This window comes from Maricaulis sp. B-26 (assembly GCF_056857855.1).
In genome coordinates this window covers 56747-70770 of the sequence record NZ_JBSXNX010000019.1, presented here as the reverse complement: position 1 = coordinate 70770, position 14024 = coordinate 56747, and the positions used below count along the sequence as shown (strand labels likewise).

The 14024-nt window shown below is 63.4% G+C and carries 17 protein-coding genes and 1 tRNA gene; 17 read left to right on the top strand and 1 reads right to left on the bottom strand.

The window, feature by feature from the left end; genetic code table 11:
* Positions 1 to 6 precede the first annotated feature (6 nt).
* The 9 genes from nrdR to AC13HB_RS06110 all read left to right on the top strand — a co-directional run bounded on the left by nrdR (position 7) and on the right by AC13HB_RS06110 (position 7525).
* Entirely contained in the window at positions 7 to 492 is a 486-nt protein-coding gene (gene nrdR, locus AC13HB_RS06150) for a transcriptional regulator NrdR (protein ID WP_482948855.1), read from the top strand.
* Entirely contained in the window at positions 489 to 1064 is a 576-nt protein-coding gene (locus AC13HB_RS06145; RefSeq protein WP_482948854.1) for a RibD family protein, read from the top strand. The genes nrdR and AC13HB_RS06145 overlap by 4 nt, the downstream gene beginning before the upstream one ends.
* Positions 1064 to 1669 carry a riboflavin synthase gene (locus AC13HB_RS06140; RefSeq protein ID WP_482948853.1) on the top strand — a complete coding sequence of 202 codons (606 nt, stop codon included), beginning with the start codon at positions 1064 to 1066 and terminating at the stop codon, positions 1667 to 1669. The genes AC13HB_RS06145 and AC13HB_RS06140 overlap by 1 nt, the downstream gene beginning before the upstream one ends.
* Positions 1670 to 1685: 16 nt before the next feature.
* Positions 1686 to 2804: a 3,4-dihydroxy-2-butanone-4-phosphate synthase gene (gene ribB, locus AC13HB_RS06135; RefSeq protein WP_482948852.1), complete on the top strand. Its 1119-nt coding sequence runs from the start codon at positions 1686 to 1688 to the stop codon at positions 2802 to 2804.
* Complete coding sequence (gene ribH, locus AC13HB_RS06130; protein ID WP_482948851.1) at positions 2804 to 3235, top strand: 6,7-dimethyl-8-ribityllumazine synthase; 432 nt, start codon at positions 2804 to 2806, stop codon at positions 3233 to 3235. Before ribB ends, ribH begins: the two co-directional genes overlap by 1 nt.
* Entirely contained in the window at positions 3232 to 3714 is a 483-nt protein-coding gene (gene nusB / locus AC13HB_RS06125; RefSeq protein ID WP_482948850.1) for a transcription antitermination factor NusB, read from the top strand. The genes ribH and nusB overlap by 4 nt, the downstream gene beginning before the upstream one ends.
* A gap of 3 nt (positions 3715 to 3717) precedes the next feature.
* A complete protein-coding gene (gene thiL, locus AC13HB_RS06120; protein ID WP_482948849.1) occupies positions 3718 to 4689 on the top strand; it encodes a thiamine-phosphate kinase in 972 nt (323 codons plus the stop codon).
* Between the two features lie 39 nt (positions 4690 to 4728).
* Positions 4729 to 5241 (top strand): hypothetical protein, encoded by a 513-nt coding sequence (locus AC13HB_RS06115; protein WP_482948848.1) that lies wholly within the window; start codon positions 4729 to 4731, stop codon positions 5239 to 5241.
* A gap of 196 nt (positions 5242 to 5437) precedes the next feature.
* Positions 5438 to 7525, top strand: coding sequence for a sodium-translocating pyrophosphatase (locus tag AC13HB_RS06110; protein ID WP_482948847.1), 2088 nt, complete (start codon positions 5438 to 5440; stop codon positions 7523 to 7525).
* 140 nt (positions 7526 to 7665) lie between these two features.
* On the opposite strand, the gene AC13HB_RS06105 is transcribed toward AC13HB_RS06110, so the two are convergent.
* Positions 7666 to 8160: an outer membrane protein assembly factor BamE gene (locus AC13HB_RS06105; RefSeq protein WP_482948845.1), complete on the bottom strand. Its 495-nt coding sequence runs from the start codon at positions 8158 to 8160 to the stop codon at positions 7666 to 7668.
* A 121-nt stretch (positions 8161 to 8281) separates the two neighbouring features.
* On the opposite strand from AC13HB_RS06105, the gene AC13HB_RS06100 reads away from it, so the two are divergent.
* The 8 genes from AC13HB_RS06100 (at position 8282) to AC13HB_RS06065 (ending at position 13978) form a co-directional block, all read left to right on the top strand.
* Positions 8282 to 8815 (top strand): ubiquinol-cytochrome C chaperone family protein, encoded by a 534-nt coding sequence (locus tag AC13HB_RS06100; RefSeq protein WP_482948844.1) that lies wholly within the window; start codon positions 8282 to 8284, stop codon positions 8813 to 8815.
* Positions 8816 to 8908: 93 nt separating this feature from the next.
* Complete coding sequence (gene plsX, locus AC13HB_RS06095) at positions 8909 to 9964, top strand: phosphate acyltransferase PlsX (protein ID WP_482948843.1); 1056 nt, start codon at positions 8909 to 8911, stop codon at positions 9962 to 9964.
* Positions 9961 to 10935, top strand: coding sequence for a beta-ketoacyl-ACP synthase III (locus AC13HB_RS06090; RefSeq protein ID WP_482948842.1), 975 nt, complete (start codon positions 9961 to 9963; stop codon positions 10933 to 10935). Before plsX ends, AC13HB_RS06090 begins: the two co-directional genes overlap by 4 nt.
* Before the next feature lie 100 nt (positions 10936 to 11035).
* Complete coding sequence (locus AC13HB_RS06085) at positions 11036 to 11341, top strand: integration host factor subunit alpha (RefSeq protein WP_482948841.1); 306 nt, start codon at positions 11036 to 11038, stop codon at positions 11339 to 11341.
* A gap of 35 nt (positions 11342 to 11376) precedes the next feature.
* Positions 11377 to 11826: a MerR family transcriptional regulator gene (locus AC13HB_RS06080; RefSeq protein WP_482948840.1), complete on the top strand. Its 450-nt coding sequence runs from the start codon at positions 11377 to 11379 to the stop codon at positions 11824 to 11826.
* A 116-nt stretch (positions 11827 to 11942) separates the two neighbouring features.
* Positions 11943 to 12020: transfer RNA gene (locus tag AC13HB_RS06075), tRNA-Pro, on the top strand.
* A 92-nt stretch (positions 12021 to 12112) separates the two neighbouring features.
* Positions 12113 to 12832, top strand: a complete 720-nt coding sequence (locus AC13HB_RS06070; protein ID WP_482948839.1) for a methyltransferase domain-containing protein — start codon at positions 12113 to 12115, stop codon at positions 12830 to 12832.
* Between the two features lie 120 nt (positions 12833 to 12952).
* A complete protein-coding gene (locus AC13HB_RS06065; RefSeq protein ID WP_482948838.1) occupies positions 12953 to 13978 on the top strand; it encodes a COX15/CtaA family protein in 1026 nt (341 codons plus the stop codon).
* Positions 13979 to 14024: the final 46 nt, after the last annotated feature.

Here is a 14024-nt window from a genome sequence, read left to right as displayed (position 1 = left end):
TAGCGGATGCGTTGTCCATTTTGCGGCCATCCTGACACTCAGGTCAAAGACTCCCGACCGGCGGAGGATGGCAATGCCATTCGCCGCCGCCGCCAATGCCCGTCCTGTGCAGCACGTTTCACGACTTTCGAGCGTGTCCAGCTGCGCGAACTGACCGTGACGAAGAAGTCCGGCCGGCGGGTTCCCTTCGATCGAGACAAGCTGAACCGTTCGATCGGGCTTGCCATGCAGAAGCGCAATATCGAGCCGGATCGCATCGATCAGATGATTTCCGGGATCGTGCGGCGGCTGGAATCGACTGGCGAGACCGATGTGACCTCCGACCGTGTGGGCGAGCTGGTCATGGAAGGCCTGAAAAACCTGGATGCGGTCGCCTATGTCCGCTACGCCTCGGTCTACAAGGACTTCCACAAGGTCGAGGACTTCCGGGAGTTCATCACCGACGAGGCGCTGACCGCCCGGCTGGACGCTGCGGAAGACGACAGCGAATGAGCGCCGCGGCACGACCGCGCGTTACGTTGAAGCTGGCTACCTCGCTCGACGGCATGATCGCTCTTGGCAATGGGCGCTCGCAATGGATCACGGGGCCGGAAAGCCGCGCGGAAGTGCATCGCATGCGGGCGTCACACGACGCGATCCTGACCGGGATCGGCACGGTGCTGGCCGACGATCCGCGACTGACGGCGCGTATCGAGGGGGAGCCGCTGCAGCAGCCGGACGTGATCATTATGGACAGCCGGGGGCGAACGCCCGCCGGGGCTGCCGTCTTTGCTGCACCGGATCGCCAGGTCGCGCTCATACCGCACCGGGATATCGCCCGAGCGATACAGGGCTATGAAAATGTGATGATCGAGGCGGGGGCTGGTATCGCCGCTTCGGCGATCGCGGCTGGCTTGGTCGACCGGATCGAGTGGTTCCGCGCTCCGAAGATATTGGGCGGCGACGGATTGCCGGTGTTTGCAGCCCTGGGGCTTGAGACGCTCGACGCCGCGCCCATCTTCACGCGTATAGCCCTGACGCCGCGCGGCGATGATGTCCAGGAAAGCTACGAACGGATTCGCTGATGTTTACCGGTATTGTCACCGCCAAGGGCCGTATCCGCGCAATTTCGGGCGAGGATGTGCGCCGTTTCGAGATCGAAGCGGCCTATGATCCGGACACGATCGATATCGGCGCGTCGATCGCCCATGCCGGGGTTTGCCTTACGGTGGTCGAGAAGGGACGGGCGCAGACGGGGGGATGGTTCGCCGTCGAGGTGTCCCCGGAAACCCTGCGCCTGACGACGCTCGGCGGTTGGGCCGCAGGTGACAGCGTCAATCTGGAGCGCGCCCTCGCCATGGGTGAGGAGCTGGGCGGCCATCTCGTGACCGGGCATGTCGACGGCGTCGGTGAGGTCGTCGACCGTCGCGAGGAGGGCGAATGGCTGGTCTTTACGGTCAGGCCCCCGGCTGACCTCAACAAATACATTGCTCGCAAGGGCTCGGTCACGGTGGACGGCGTCTCGCTCACCGTGAATTCGGTCACCCGCGAGACCTTCGATCTGATGATCATTCCCCACACAGCGGACGTGACGACTCTTGGCAGCCTGCAAAAAGGTGCACGCGTGAACCTTGAGGTCGACCTCATGGCGCGCTACGCCGCCCGCCTGAGTGAATTCCCGTCCGCCTGACCCTGGAGGCTCCCGCGTGAGCGATATCCCGCTTTCTCCCATCGAGGACATCATCGAGGATGCCCGCAACGGCCGGATGTTCATCCTGGTCGACGCCGAGGACCGCGAGAACGAGGGCGACCTTGTCATTCCCGCAAAGTTCGCGACGCCCGATGCCATCAATTTCATGGCCAAGCACGGGCGAGGCCTGATCTGCCTCGCCATGCAGCAGGAGCGTATCGAACAGCTCGGGCTGCAGCTCATGTCGACCGAAAACCGCTCCCGGCACCAGACGGCTTTCACGACCTCTATCGAGGCGCGCGACGGTGTCACGACCGGCATTTCGGCCCATGACCGCGCCCGAACGATCGAGGTGGCAACGGACCCTTCGAAGGGGGCGGACGATATCGCCACGCCGGGGCACGTCTTTCCGCTCGTCGCCCGTGACGGCGGCGTGCTGGTACGCGCCGGCCATACCGAAGCCTCCGTCGATGTCGCGCGGCTCGCGGGTGCCGGCACGTCCGGCGTGATTTGCGAAATCATGAATGAAGACGGCACGATGGCGCGTCTTCCTGATCTGATCGCTTTCGCGCAGCTGCACGGGCTCAAGATCGGAACCATCGCGGATCTGATCGCCTATCGTCGCCGCAATGACCGCTTCATCGAGCGGCGGATCGAGAGCGATTTCACGAGCAAGTTCGGCGGCCCGTTCAAGCTTGTCGTATTCCGCAATACACTGGACGGCGCAGAGCATGTTGCCCTGGTCAAGGGGCGCCCCAGTGCTGATCAGCCGACCCTGGTGCGCATGCACAAGGTCAGCTTCGTGGATGACGTATTGCATGAAGAGGGCCCCCGCGGGGAGCTTGTGGAGGCCGGTATTCGTGCCCTGGCGGCCGAGGCTGGCGCGGGCGTGATGGTCTTCATCCGCGAGACCTCCCATACCGCCATCGTCGAGCGCCTCGGGGCTCATCCGGCCCTGCCACAGGATGAACGTGAAGCGCGGCGCTTGCGGGAGTATGGTGTCGGTGCCCAGATTCTTCTTGATCTCGGCGTGCGCGAAATGGTGCTGCTCAGCACCAAGCCCCAGACCATTGTCGGTCTGGACGGTTATGGCCTGTCGGTGGTCGAGGACCGCCACTTTCCGGAGAACGCATAATGAGCGAAGCTCGCATCCTGATCGTGGCAGGGACCTTCTACCGCGATATTGCCGATCCGATGATCGAGGGCGCCCGCAAGGCGATCGAGGCGGCCGGCGCGCGTTCGGAAACGGTCGAGGTGCCCGGTGCGCTGGAGATCCCGGGGGCGATTGTCCAGGCAGAACTCGCCGAGGCCGGTTTTGACGGCTATGTCGCGCTGGGCTGCGTGATCCGGGGCGAGACCACACATTACGACTATGTCTGCGGCGAGAGCGCGCGAGGACTTATGGAACTGAACCTGGGCGGGGTGCCTGTCGGGAACGGTATTCTGACCGTCGAGAACCGCGCTCAGGCCTTGAAGCGGGCCGTCGACAAGAATAAGGGCGCGGATGCGGCAGAAGCCGCGCTCAGCCTGATCGGGCTGCGCAACCAGTTCAGGAGCGAGGCATGAGCGCCGGCGAAAAGGAAAACCCGTCCGAGACCCGGGCCCGTCTGCGGCGAGCTGCGCGGCTTTCTGCCGTCCAGGCGCTCTACCAGATGGAGATCGCGGGCCGTGGCGCCAGTTCGGTAATCCGTGAGTTTCGCGACCACCGTTTCGGCATGGATGGCGAAGGGCCGGAGATCGTCGAGGCCGACGAGGATTTCTTCGAGGCGCTGGTAGCCGGTGTGGTCGATCGTCAGGCGAAGGTCGATCCGGCGATCGACAAGCTCCTTGCGGAAGGCTGGCGCATGGATCGCCTCGACGCGACCGTGCGGGCGATTCTGCGAGCGGGTGGCTATGAGCTTTTCGAGCGCAGCGATGTGCCGGCGCGTGTCGTGATCGACGAATATGTCGATGTCGCGAATGCCTTCTTCGAGGGCTCCGAACCGAAATTCATCAATGCGGCACTGGACCGCTGCGCGCGCCAGGCGCGGCCGGACGAGTTCTAGCCGATGGCGCGGCGCGGCGAGTTCGATTTCATCCGGACGCGCCTTCTGCCTCTGACCGAAGGGCGGCCGGACGCGCTTGGTCTGTCGGACGATGCTGCCGTGATGGAGCTGGACAGCGGGCGGGCCCTCGTCATTGCCAGCGACATGCTGGTTGCCGGGGTTCATTTCCTCGAGGACGACCCGCCGGAAACCGTGGCCGCGCGCTGTTTGCGCGCCAATCTGTCCGACCTGGCCGCCATGGGTGCCGAGCCGGATGCCTATCTCAGCTCCATCGCCTGGCCGGAGTCGCTCCCGGATGAATGGCGCGACCGTTTCATTGCGGCGCTGGAGCACGAGCAGGTCGCTTTCGGCATCGCCCTGATCGGTGGTGATACCACCTCTACACCCGGTCCTCTGACGGTATCTCTGACGCTTCTGGGCAAGTGCCCTGCCAATGCCGTTCTCACACGGGGCGGAGCAAGTCCGGGCGAGGATGTCTGGGTGTCCGGAACCATCGGTGATGCCGGCCTGGGCCTGGAGATGGCCCGCGGTCGGCTCGAGCCCGATCCCGGTCTGCTCGGGCGTTATACCCATCCGGAGCCGCGGATCTCGTTGGGAATGGCCCTGCGCGGCATTGCGAGTGCGGCGCTGGACGTATCGGACGGCCTGATCGCGGATGCCGGGCATCTGGCCGAAACGAGCGATGTCTCGGTCGTGCTGGATCTGGACCGCATGCCCGTATCCGACCGCATGGCCCGATGGCTTGGGCGGCGAGGCGCCGAAAACGAGTTGCTGCGTCTGGCAAGTAGCGGCGACGATTACGAAATTCTCTTCTCGGCGCCGGTGGAAAAACGTCCGTCCGTACAGGCTGCGGCGGAGGTCATCGGCGTACCGGTCACGCGGATCGGGACGGTCGAGGCCGGACCGGGCGTGGTCGTCACACGGCTTCATGACAAGCGGATTGACGTGAAGCGGGGCGGGTTTACGCATTTTTGAGGCGCGTCTGTCACGGTGATCGTCAACCAGGTGGACATCATGCGCATCTTGCCCGTCATCTTTCTCGCTATCTTCACACTGCTGGGAGCGTCTGTTCCGGCGGTTGCGGCACCGCCTGCGGAAAACGACCGCTCTGAAGGCGAGGGGGGCGGCGTGAACCGCATCCTGATGCTCTTCAATCGCGCCGGCGCCGAGGAAGAAAACGACGAAGAGGAGATCGTCGAGGATGATCCGCGCGCCTTCAATATGCCCGCGCTCGTCGCGCCGCTGTCCTCGGACGGGCGGCTCACCGGGTTTGCCTATGTGAATGTCCGCATCCGCGTGGCGGCCGGGCGCAATGTCTGGACCATGCAGGAACGGGCCCATTACGCTCTCGATATCCTCGTGAGGGCGGCCTACCGCACGCCATTGTCGCTGCCGGACGGGTCGGGGCTCGATTTCGAGCGGGCCGAGGAAGTCTGGTCTTCGGCACTCGCCGAGTATTACGGCGAAGAGGCGATCGCAACGCTGGAGATTCGCAGCAGCGATGTGCGGATGCTCGACTACTACTAGCGTTTCGATATCTCTCAACCTGCTGATTCTTCAAAATAAAGACCGCGTATTGCGTGCCTGATACGCATTGGGCATAGTCCTCCCGATAACAAAAACAATAAGGGGGGAACTTGATCATGGTCGGCGTGGTTCTCGCGCGCTTGTTTCCCTCTCTCCTTCCAAGACCAAACGAAGTGAAAGAACGGGGCAGGAAGCCATGAACATGCTTTTATTGGCCATTGGAGCGGCCGTCCTTGCCATCATCTACGGCGTTGTGCAGACACAGCGTTTGATGGCGGCGAGTGCGGGTTCCGAAAAGATGCAGGAAATCGCATCGGCCATCCAGGAAGGCGCTAACGCGTATCTCAAGCGTCAATACACCACCATCGCCATTGTCGGCATCGTCGTCTGTATCCTCATAGCCATTTTCCTGGGCTGGGAAGTCGCGCTCGGATTTGCGGTCGGCGCGATCCTGTCCGGCGCTGCCGGCTTTATCGGCATGCTGGTGTCCGTGCGCGCGAATGTCCGCACGACGCAGGCGGCGAGCACGTCGCTGGCGGCGGGTCTCGACATCGCCTTCCGCTCCGGTGCCATCACCGGCATGCTCGTGGCGGGTCTCGCCCTGCTGGGTGTCGCCGGCTACTTCTGGGTGCTGACGTCCGCGATGGGCAACGCTCCGGGCGACCGCGTCGTCGTCGACGCGCTTGTGGCCCTGGGCTTCGGCGCTTCCCTGATCTCGATCTTCGCCCGTCTCGGCGGCGGTATCTTCACCAAGGGTGCGGATGTCGGCGGCGACATGGTCGGCAAGATCGAAGCGGGTATCCCCGAGGACGATCCGCGCAATGCCGCGACCATCGCGGACAATGTCGGCGACAATGTCGGCGACTGCGCCGGCATGGCGGCCGACCTGTTCGAGACCTATGCGGTGACCGTGGTCGCGACCATGGTGCTCGCCTCGATCTTCTTCACCGGCGCGCTCGGCGCCACGATGATGATTTTCCCGCTCGCGATCGCGGCGGTCTGCATCGTCACCTCGATCATCGGCACCTTCTTCGTTCGTCTGGGCAAGTCCACCAATGTGATGGGCGCGCTCTACAAGGGCCTGATCGCTGCCGGCGTACTTTCCGTGGGCGGCCTCTGGCTCGTCACCACCTACGCCCTGCCGAACGGCATGGGCGATATCGGTACCATCGGCGAACGCATGATCACCGGCCAGTCGCTCTTCTTCTCGGGCATTGTCGGCCTGATCGTCACCGCGGCGATCATCTGGGTGACGGAGTACTATACGGGCACGGAGTTCCGGCCTGTCAGATCGGTGGCCAAGGCGTCCGAGTCCGGCCACGGCACGAATGTGATCCAGGGTCTGGCTGTATCGCTTGAGGCGACGGCGCTGCCGGCACTGATCATCATCGTGGGCATTCTCGTCACCTTCAATCTGGCCGGCCTCTTCGGCATCGCCATCGCCGTGACCACCATGCTGGCGCTTGCCGGCGTGATCGTCGCGCTCGATGCGTTCGGTCCGGTGACGGACAATGCCGGCGGTATTGCCGAAATGGCGGGACTGGACGAGAGCGTCCGGGAGACCACCGATACGCTCGACGCGGTCGGCAACACCACCAAAGCGGTGACCAAGGGCTATGCCATCGGTTCTGCTGGCCTCGGCGCGCTGGTGCTGTTCGCGGCCTATACCACCGATGTCGAACACCTGCTGGGCCTCGAGCCGGACTTCTCGCTGGAGAACCCGTATGTAATCGTGGGTCTGCTCTTCGGCGGTCTGCTGCCCTATCTCTTCGGCGGCATGTCCATGATGGCTGTGGGCCGTGCTGCGACGGCCGTCGTGGCCGAGGTTCGCCGGCAGTTCAAGGAGATCCCGGGGATCATGGAATTCAAGGCGAAGCCGGATTACGGCCGCGCCGTGGATATCCTGACCAAGGCGGCGATCCGGGAAATGATCGTCCCGTCGCTTCTGCCGGTGCTCTCGCCGATCGTGCTCTACTTCGCGATCCTCTTCATCGCCGACCAGCCGCAAGCGCTGGCCGCGGTGGGGGCGATGCTGCTCGGCGTGATCGTCAACGGTCTCTTCGTCGCGGTCTCCATGACCGTCGGCGGCGGTGCCTGGGACAATGCCAAGAAGTATATCGAGGACGGCAATCATGGCGGCAAGGGCTCTGAAGCCCACAAGGCGGCCGTGACGGGCGATACCGTGGGTGATCCGTACAAGGACACTGCGGGCCCGGCTGTAAACCCGATGATCAAGATCACGAATATCGTGGCGCTTCTGCTGCTGGCCTTCCTCGCCGGCTAGATCGAAGCGATCATCGATCGAACGGAAAGCCCCGGCGGAGACGCCGGGGCTTTTTCGTGTTCGATGGAAGGTTTGCGGAGCGCGCAGCAAAAAGCCCCGGTCGTGGACCGGGGCTGATCGCGAGTCTCTCGCGAGACGGTCTACTGATCGCGGCGGGGACCGCCGGCGCCGCCGGGCAGATTCTGTTCGCCGCCGAACTGTTCGGTCGGCAGTCGGCCGACATTGCCGAGGAGCTGTTCGAGCAGGCTCAGCTCGCGGCCGCGTGTCGGCGTCTCGCTGTCGGCATAGGCCACCACGCGTCCGTCCTCGAGCGCGTATTCATTGACTTCGCTGACCACACCGGTTTCGTCGAAGCTGACGGCGATGATGCGGCGGTCGCGCGTCACCGGCCGCAGATAGGCCAGGCTCTCGCGGGTCGCCGAGATGTAATACCAGGTATTGTCCTCGAAGGTGCCGCGGGTCGACGGATTGCCGAGACGGGCGAGCACCGAGGACTCGGTGTCCTCGGCAGGCGTGATCACCGGCGCTTCCTGCGTGGTGTAGCGATAGCCGTGTGAGCGCAGCACGGGATTGCACGCCGATGCGCCGACGGCGCAGGCGAGAACAAGGACGGACAGGCTGACACGACGCTTCATCAAGGAACTCCCAGGTCACGGGCCTCAGGCGTGCTTCCCGTGAAGCGCAACCTGTTGCCATATCTTGACCTAAACAAGCGCGCGCTTAGCTTCAAGCGCGAATTGAAGGGAGCCCTCAGACATGTTGCGGAACTGGTTCGGTCCCAAGCCCGAAAAAAAGATCGGTTCCTCGCATTACGCGGCCATCGTTTCTGCGGCGCGACAGCCTGCCCTGTATGGCGAAAATGGCGTTCCCGACACGATGGAGGGCCGGTTCGAGCTGATCATGCTCCACACCGCGCTCCTGATTATCGTGATGCGTCGCGCCGATGACGACACTGCGGCCGCCGTCTCCCAGGCGACATTCGATGCCATGTTCGACGACTTCGATGCCGCCATGCGCGAAATGGGCGTCGGGGATTCGGGAATCGGCAAGAAGATCCGGTTCATGGCGGAAGGCTTTTATGGTCGCGCCAAAAATCTGGATGATGCGCTTGCATCCGACGATGCGAAGGAATTGCAGGCCTTCATCGCGCGCAATCTTTTGCGGAGCGAAACCGACGACCCACGCGTCGATCGCCTTGCCCTATACGTCAGTTCGGCCGTCTCTGCGTTGCAGCAGCAAGGGCCGGATGAACTGGTGCAGGGCGCGAAACCGGGCTTCCCGCGCCCTTGATCGCGGTCCTGCCGTCTTGCATCTGATAGATCATGGTCTAAGTTCCGCGGACTTTTGGGGCCTTTGCCCCGGCGAGGAACGATATCGCTGCACATGACAGGTATCACCACGATTTCCGTTGACGCCATGGGGGGCGACCTCGGCCCGTCGGCTGTCGTCGAAGGGATTGGCCAGGCGCTCAAGCGCTGGCCGGACCGCAAGGCGCGCTACCTCCTGCATGGCGATGAAGCCCAGCTCAAACCGCTGCTGGAAAAGCATCCGGCGGTCGCTGCCGTGTGCGAGCTGCGCCATACCGGAACGCTCGTCCAGATGACCGACAAGCCCAGCGAAGCCGTTCGCCGGGCGCGCGGCTCCTCGATGTGGAATGCCGTTCACGCGGTCAAGGACGGCGAGGCCGGCGCCGTCGTGTCATCGGGCAATACCGGCGCGCTCATGGCCATTTCCAAGGTCATCCTGCGCATGAAGAAGGGCGTCCATCGCCCGGCGATCTCCGCCAACTGGCCGACCCCGAAAGGGCACACTGTCGTGCTCGATGTCGGGGCCAATGTTCAGTGCGGCGCGACCCAGCTCGTCGAATTCGCCATTATGGGCGAAGCCTATCACCGCGCTGTCTTCGGTGGAGGCGAACCGACCGTGGGCCTGCTCAATGTCGGCCAGGAAGAGCTGAAGGGGAATGATACGGTCCGCGAGGCCGATACCCTGATCCGCAAGTCCGGACTGGATATCGACTATCGCGGCTTTATCGAGGGCAATCATATCTCCGCCGGCGATATCGACGTGGTCGTGACCGACGGCTTTACCGGCAATATCGCGCTGAAGACCGCCGAAGGAACCGCGCGCCTTGTGGCCGGATGGGTGCGTGAGGCCCTGACCAGTTCCCTGCTGGCCAAGCTGGCTGCCGGCCTGTTGTCGCTGGGTGCACTCGATCGTCTCCGCCAGCGCATGGACCCGCGCTACATCAATGGCGGCGTTCTGCTGGGCCTCAAGGGTATCGTGGTAAAAAGCCATGGCGGCGCCGACGGAGAAGGCTTCGCGTCCGCGCTCGGCCTAGCCTATGTGATGGCGAAAAGTGACTTCATGTCCGAGATTCGCAAGAATCTCGACAAGTTTGCGAAATTCGAAGAACAGGATGTTGCTGCGGCCTCATGAGCGAGCAGATTGCGCGTATCGCCGGTATCGGCTCCTACCTGCCAGACCGGATCCTGTCGAACGACGAACTCTCTCGCATGGTCGACACCAGTGACGAGTGGATTCGCGAACGCACGGGTATTCGTCAGCGCCACATCGCGGCTGAAGGGCAGACCACTTGCGACCTGGCCGAACAGGCGGCCCGCCGGGCGCTCTCCGATGCGGAGATCGCGCCGGAAGACCTCGATCTGATCGTCGTCGCGACCACCACGCCGGATTTCACCTTCCCGTCGGTCGGCACCATGCTGCAGGCGCGCCTCGGCGCGACCCGGGGCGCAGCCTTCGACGTGCAGGCGGTGTGTACCGGCTTCGTCTATGCGCTGTCCGTGGCCGACAACATGCTGGCGCGCGGTCAGGCGAAGACGGCGCTCGTGGTCGGCGCGGAGACGATGTCCCGCATCATCGACTGGACCGATCGCGGCACCTGCGTGCTGTTCGGAGACGGGGCAGGGGCCATTGTGCTGACGGCCGGGGATCGCGACGGTGATACGCCGGACGGGATTCTGGCGACCTATCTGCGCTCGGACGGGCGTTTCAAGGACCTGCTCCATGTCGATGGCGGGCCGTCCTCAACGGGCACGGTCGGCCATCTGCGCATGGTTGGAAACCAGGTCTTCCGGCACGCGATCACGAATATATCTGAATCCATGACCACGATCGCGGATCGCGCCGGTGTGACGATCGAGGATGTCGACTGGTTCGTGCCGCACCAGGCCAATCAGCGCATTCTCGAAGGCGTGGCCCGCAAGCTGTCCATCCCGACGGAGAAGGTGATTTCCACCGTAGCGGACCACGGAAACACCTCGGCAGCCTCGGTGCCGCTGGCCTTCGACCGGGCCGTGCAGGACGGGCGGATCAAGCGGGGCGACCTTGTATTGATGGAGGCTCTGGGCGGCGGATTCACCTGGGGCGCGGCCCTGGCGCGGTATTAACCGTAGATTCTTCGCTTTTTCTCGCTTTTATCCAAGACCTTGGCGTTGACCTGACCCCGATCTGAGGCGTAGCCTGTCTCTCGTCCAATTGGGGATGAATATGTCAGACAAAACCTTGACGCGAGCGGACCTGGCCGAATCTGTCTACCAGGAAGTCGGTCTATCACGACAGGAATCGGCCGATCTGGTTCAGTCCGTACTCGGCATGATTTCCGATACGCTGGCCGCGGGAGAGTCCGTGAAGCTCTCTTCGTTCGGTTCATTTCTTCTGCGGGACAAGAACGGCCGTGTCGGTCGAAATCCGAAGACCGGTGTGGAAGTGCCGATTGAGGCGCGTCGTGTTCTGGTGTTCAAACCGTCACAAGTTCTCAAGGAGCGCGTCGACTCGGCCCTGTCGAAAGACTAGGGGGCAACGGGGCCGAAGACTGACGCGATAAACGCATGTCGGTCAGCAAGAAGTCTCCGGACGCATTTCGAACCATCAGCGAAGCCGCTGACGAGCTGGATGTGCCTGCGCATGTCCTGCGCTTCTGGGAGAGCAAGTTTCCCCAGATCAGCCCGCTCAAGCGTGCCGGCGGCCGTCGTTTCTACCGGCCGCAGGACCTGCAATTGCTGCGGGGCGTGAAACGTCTTCTCTACGAAGACGGGTTCACGATCAAGGGCGCCCGAAAATTCATCAAGGATAATGGCGTGGCCTCCGTGGTCGAACTGGGCGCGAGCCCGGCTGCGACGATCGAGCCGCTTGCCGTCGATGCGGCTGATCGGGAAACGCCTGTGGCAGGCCAGCCGGGACCACATCGTCCGGCCAATGCGCCGAAGCGCCCGATCCGCGAAATCATCGATGACCTCGAGGATGCGCGGGCCAAGCTCAAGGTCGCCCTGGAGCCCTGACCGGAAGAAATCTCAGCGTGAGAGCCTTTCCTGCTGACATCCGTGTTGCGGATGCCCGGCACCCTGCCTATAACCGGCCTCCCCACAGGACAGGATCGCCTGTCCGAAACAAGTGTCGGAGCGTGGCGCAGTCCGGTTAGCGCACCGGTCTGGGGGACCGGGGGTCGCGAGTTCGAATCTCGCCGCTCCGACCATTTATTTCTCTTCCTGCTGTGAGATTTCCGATGTTGGCCCTATCCGCGACGCGGTAGTCATGGGTCTGGGGATTTGAGAAGGGGCTCGATTGATGTCTTTCAGGATCATGCTGAAGACCGTAGAGGCGGCCATTCGCGATCCGCGGCAGTTTTCCGTGCCGCGCTCCGATCGCGAATGTCCTATCTGCGGCTATGTCGGTCGCTTCTTCGCGGTGGGAACGCCGCCGCGCTGGGACGGACGCTGTCCGCAATGCGGTTCGCGCGAGCGGCACCGGCTCTTCCAGCTCTTTCTCGATGAGCAGGGATCGACGCTGGACGATTTCGGCACGATCCTTCATGTCGCGCCCGAGCGGCATGTCCGCGACATGCTTCGCAACCGGGACGGCTATACCACCGCGGACATCGTGCCGGGCAAGGCGGATCTCGCCATGGATATCGCGGACATCAAGTTCGACGATGGTGCGCTCGACATGATCATTGCCAATCATGTGCTCGAACATGTGCCCGACGATCGCAAGGCGATGGCCGAGATCGGGCGCTGTCTTTCGCCACGCGGTCTCGCTGTGATTACCGTTCCGCAGGTCTGGTCGCGCGATGCGACCTATGAAAACCCCGATCTGACGACCGAGGCCGAGCGCTATGCGCATTACGATGATGCCGACCATCTGCGCTATTACGGCAATGACTTCGCGAAACGCTTCGCCGATGCGAGCGGACTCGAGATCGAGACCTGGCGCGCGCCGCAGGAAGACGAGGCCCGTTACGGTCTGTATCGCGACGACGTCCTCTTCATCGGCCGGCACGCCGGCTAGCCGAAATCCGTGACATACTGGCGCAGGGCCTCTTGTACGCGCGTCCGAAAATGCACCGGAGTGTAGCCGGTATCTTGTCCTAGCAGGTGGATGCGTTACCTGTCGCGCGCAGGAGGACGCATGTCGTATCACACCAGCACCACGTCTCGCGCCGTTTCCAACTGGCTGCTTGTCGTTGCCGGCCTGGTCTGTCTGATGATCATCATCGGCGGCACCACGCGGCTCACCGATAGCGGCCTGTCCATCACGGAATGGAAACCGATCTCCGGCGCCATTCCGCCGATCACCCAGGCGGACTGGGAAGAGGAGTTCGCGCTCTATCAACGCACCACCGAATTCCAGGAGCAGAACAGCGCCATGACGCTGCAGGAGTTCGAGTTCATCTTCTGGTGGGAGTGGGGGCATCGACAGCTCGGCCGCCTGATCGGTCTCGCCTTCGCCTTGCCACTGGTCTTCTTCTGGTATCAGGGCAAGCTGAGCGCGCGCCTCAAGCCGCGCCTGCTCTTCCTTCTGCTGCTGGGCGGATCGCAGGGCGCGATCGGCTGGTGGATGGTGGCGAGCGGTCTGTCAGATCGGCTCGATGTGAGCCAGTACAGGCTGGCGACCCATCTCGGCATGGCCTTCATCATACTCGGCTACACGATCTGGCTGTCGCTGGAGGCGCGCTTCGGGCCGCCCCCCTTGCGACGGGGCCAATTGGCCGGATGGAGTTTCGCCCTGCTCGGACTCATCTTCCTGCAGATCCTGCTCGGCGCTTTCGTGGCCGGACTGGATGCCGGGCGTATCTACAACACCTGGCCGCTGATGAATGGCGAACTCATCCCCGAAGGTTATCTCGCCGGAATGAACGTCTTCCCGGCAGTTTTCGAGAGCCATGCCGCCGTGCAGATGAACCATCGCTGGACGGGCTATCTCGTGGCATTCGCCGTCGCCGCCTATGCGGCCGCGGTCTGGTTCGAGCCGCGCGTCTCGCTCAAACCTTTCATGGTAATCCTGCCGGCCCTGGTCATCGCGCAGATCTCGCTCGGCATCGCCGCGCTGCTGGCCGTGGTGCCCTTGAGCCTGTCGCTCGCCCACCAGGCTGGGGCCATCCTGCTTTTCATCGCGACGCTCTGCGCCGCCTGGACGGCCCGCCGCGCCGTCTGAGTCAGGTCTGCCGGACGATCGCGCATAAAAAAGCCGGGCCGCCCTC

What these genes read in the sequence shown, in the direction of transcription:
- nrdR (WP_482948855.1), top strand. Translation starts at nt 7, where the DNA reads ATGCGTTGTCCATTTTGCGGCCATCCTGACACTCAGGTCAAAGACTCC.
- AC13HB_RS06145 (WP_482948854.1), top strand. Translation starts at nt 489, where the DNA reads ATGAGCGCCGCGGCACGACCGCGCGTTACGTTGAAGCTGGCTACCTCG.
- AC13HB_RS06140 (WP_482948853.1), top strand. Translation starts at nt 1,064, where the DNA reads ATGTTTACCGGTATTGTCACCGCCAAGGGCCGTATCCGCGCAATTTCG.
- ribH (WP_482948851.1), top strand. Translation starts at nt 2,804, where the DNA reads ATGAGCGAAGCTCGCATCCTGATCGTGGCAGGGACCTTCTACCGCGAT.
- nusB (WP_482948850.1), top strand. Translation starts at nt 3,232, where the DNA reads ATGAGCGCCGGCGAAAAGGAAAACCCGTCCGAGACCCGGGCCCGTCTG.
- thiL (WP_482948849.1), top strand. Translation starts at nt 3,718, where the DNA reads ATGGCGCGGCGCGGCGAGTTCGATTTCATCCGGACGCGCCTTCTGCCT.
- AC13HB_RS06115 (WP_482948848.1), top strand. Translation starts at nt 4,729, where the DNA reads ATGCGCATCTTGCCCGTCATCTTTCTCGCTATCTTCACACTGCTGGGA.
- AC13HB_RS06110 (WP_482948847.1), top strand. Translation starts at nt 5,438, where the DNA reads ATGAACATGCTTTTATTGGCCATTGGAGCGGCCGTCCTTGCCATCATC.
- AC13HB_RS06105 (WP_482948845.1), bottom strand. Translation starts at nt 8,160, where the DNA reads ATGAAGCGTCGTGTCAGCCTGTCCGTCCTTGTTCTCGCCTGCGCCGTC.
- AC13HB_RS06100 (WP_482948844.1), top strand. Translation starts at nt 8,282, where the DNA reads ATGTTGCGGAACTGGTTCGGTCCCAAGCCCGAAAAAAAGATCGGTTCC.
- plsX (WP_482948843.1), top strand. Translation starts at nt 8,909, where the DNA reads ATGACAGGTATCACCACGATTTCCGTTGACGCCATGGGGGGCGACCTC.
- AC13HB_RS06090 (WP_482948842.1), top strand. Translation starts at nt 9,961, where the DNA reads ATGAGCGAGCAGATTGCGCGTATCGCCGGTATCGGCTCCTACCTGCCA.
- AC13HB_RS06085 (WP_482948841.1), top strand. Translation starts at nt 11,036, where the DNA reads ATGTCAGACAAAACCTTGACGCGAGCGGACCTGGCCGAATCTGTCTAC.
- AC13HB_RS06080 (WP_482948840.1), top strand. Translation starts at nt 11,377, where the DNA reads ATGTCGGTCAGCAAGAAGTCTCCGGACGCATTTCGAACCATCAGCGAA.
- AC13HB_RS06070 (WP_482948839.1), top strand. Translation starts at nt 12,113, where the DNA reads ATGTCTTTCAGGATCATGCTGAAGACCGTAGAGGCGGCCATTCGCGAT.
- AC13HB_RS06065 (WP_482948838.1), top strand. Translation starts at nt 12,953, where the DNA reads ATGTCGTATCACACCAGCACCACGTCTCGCGCCGTTTCCAACTGGCTG.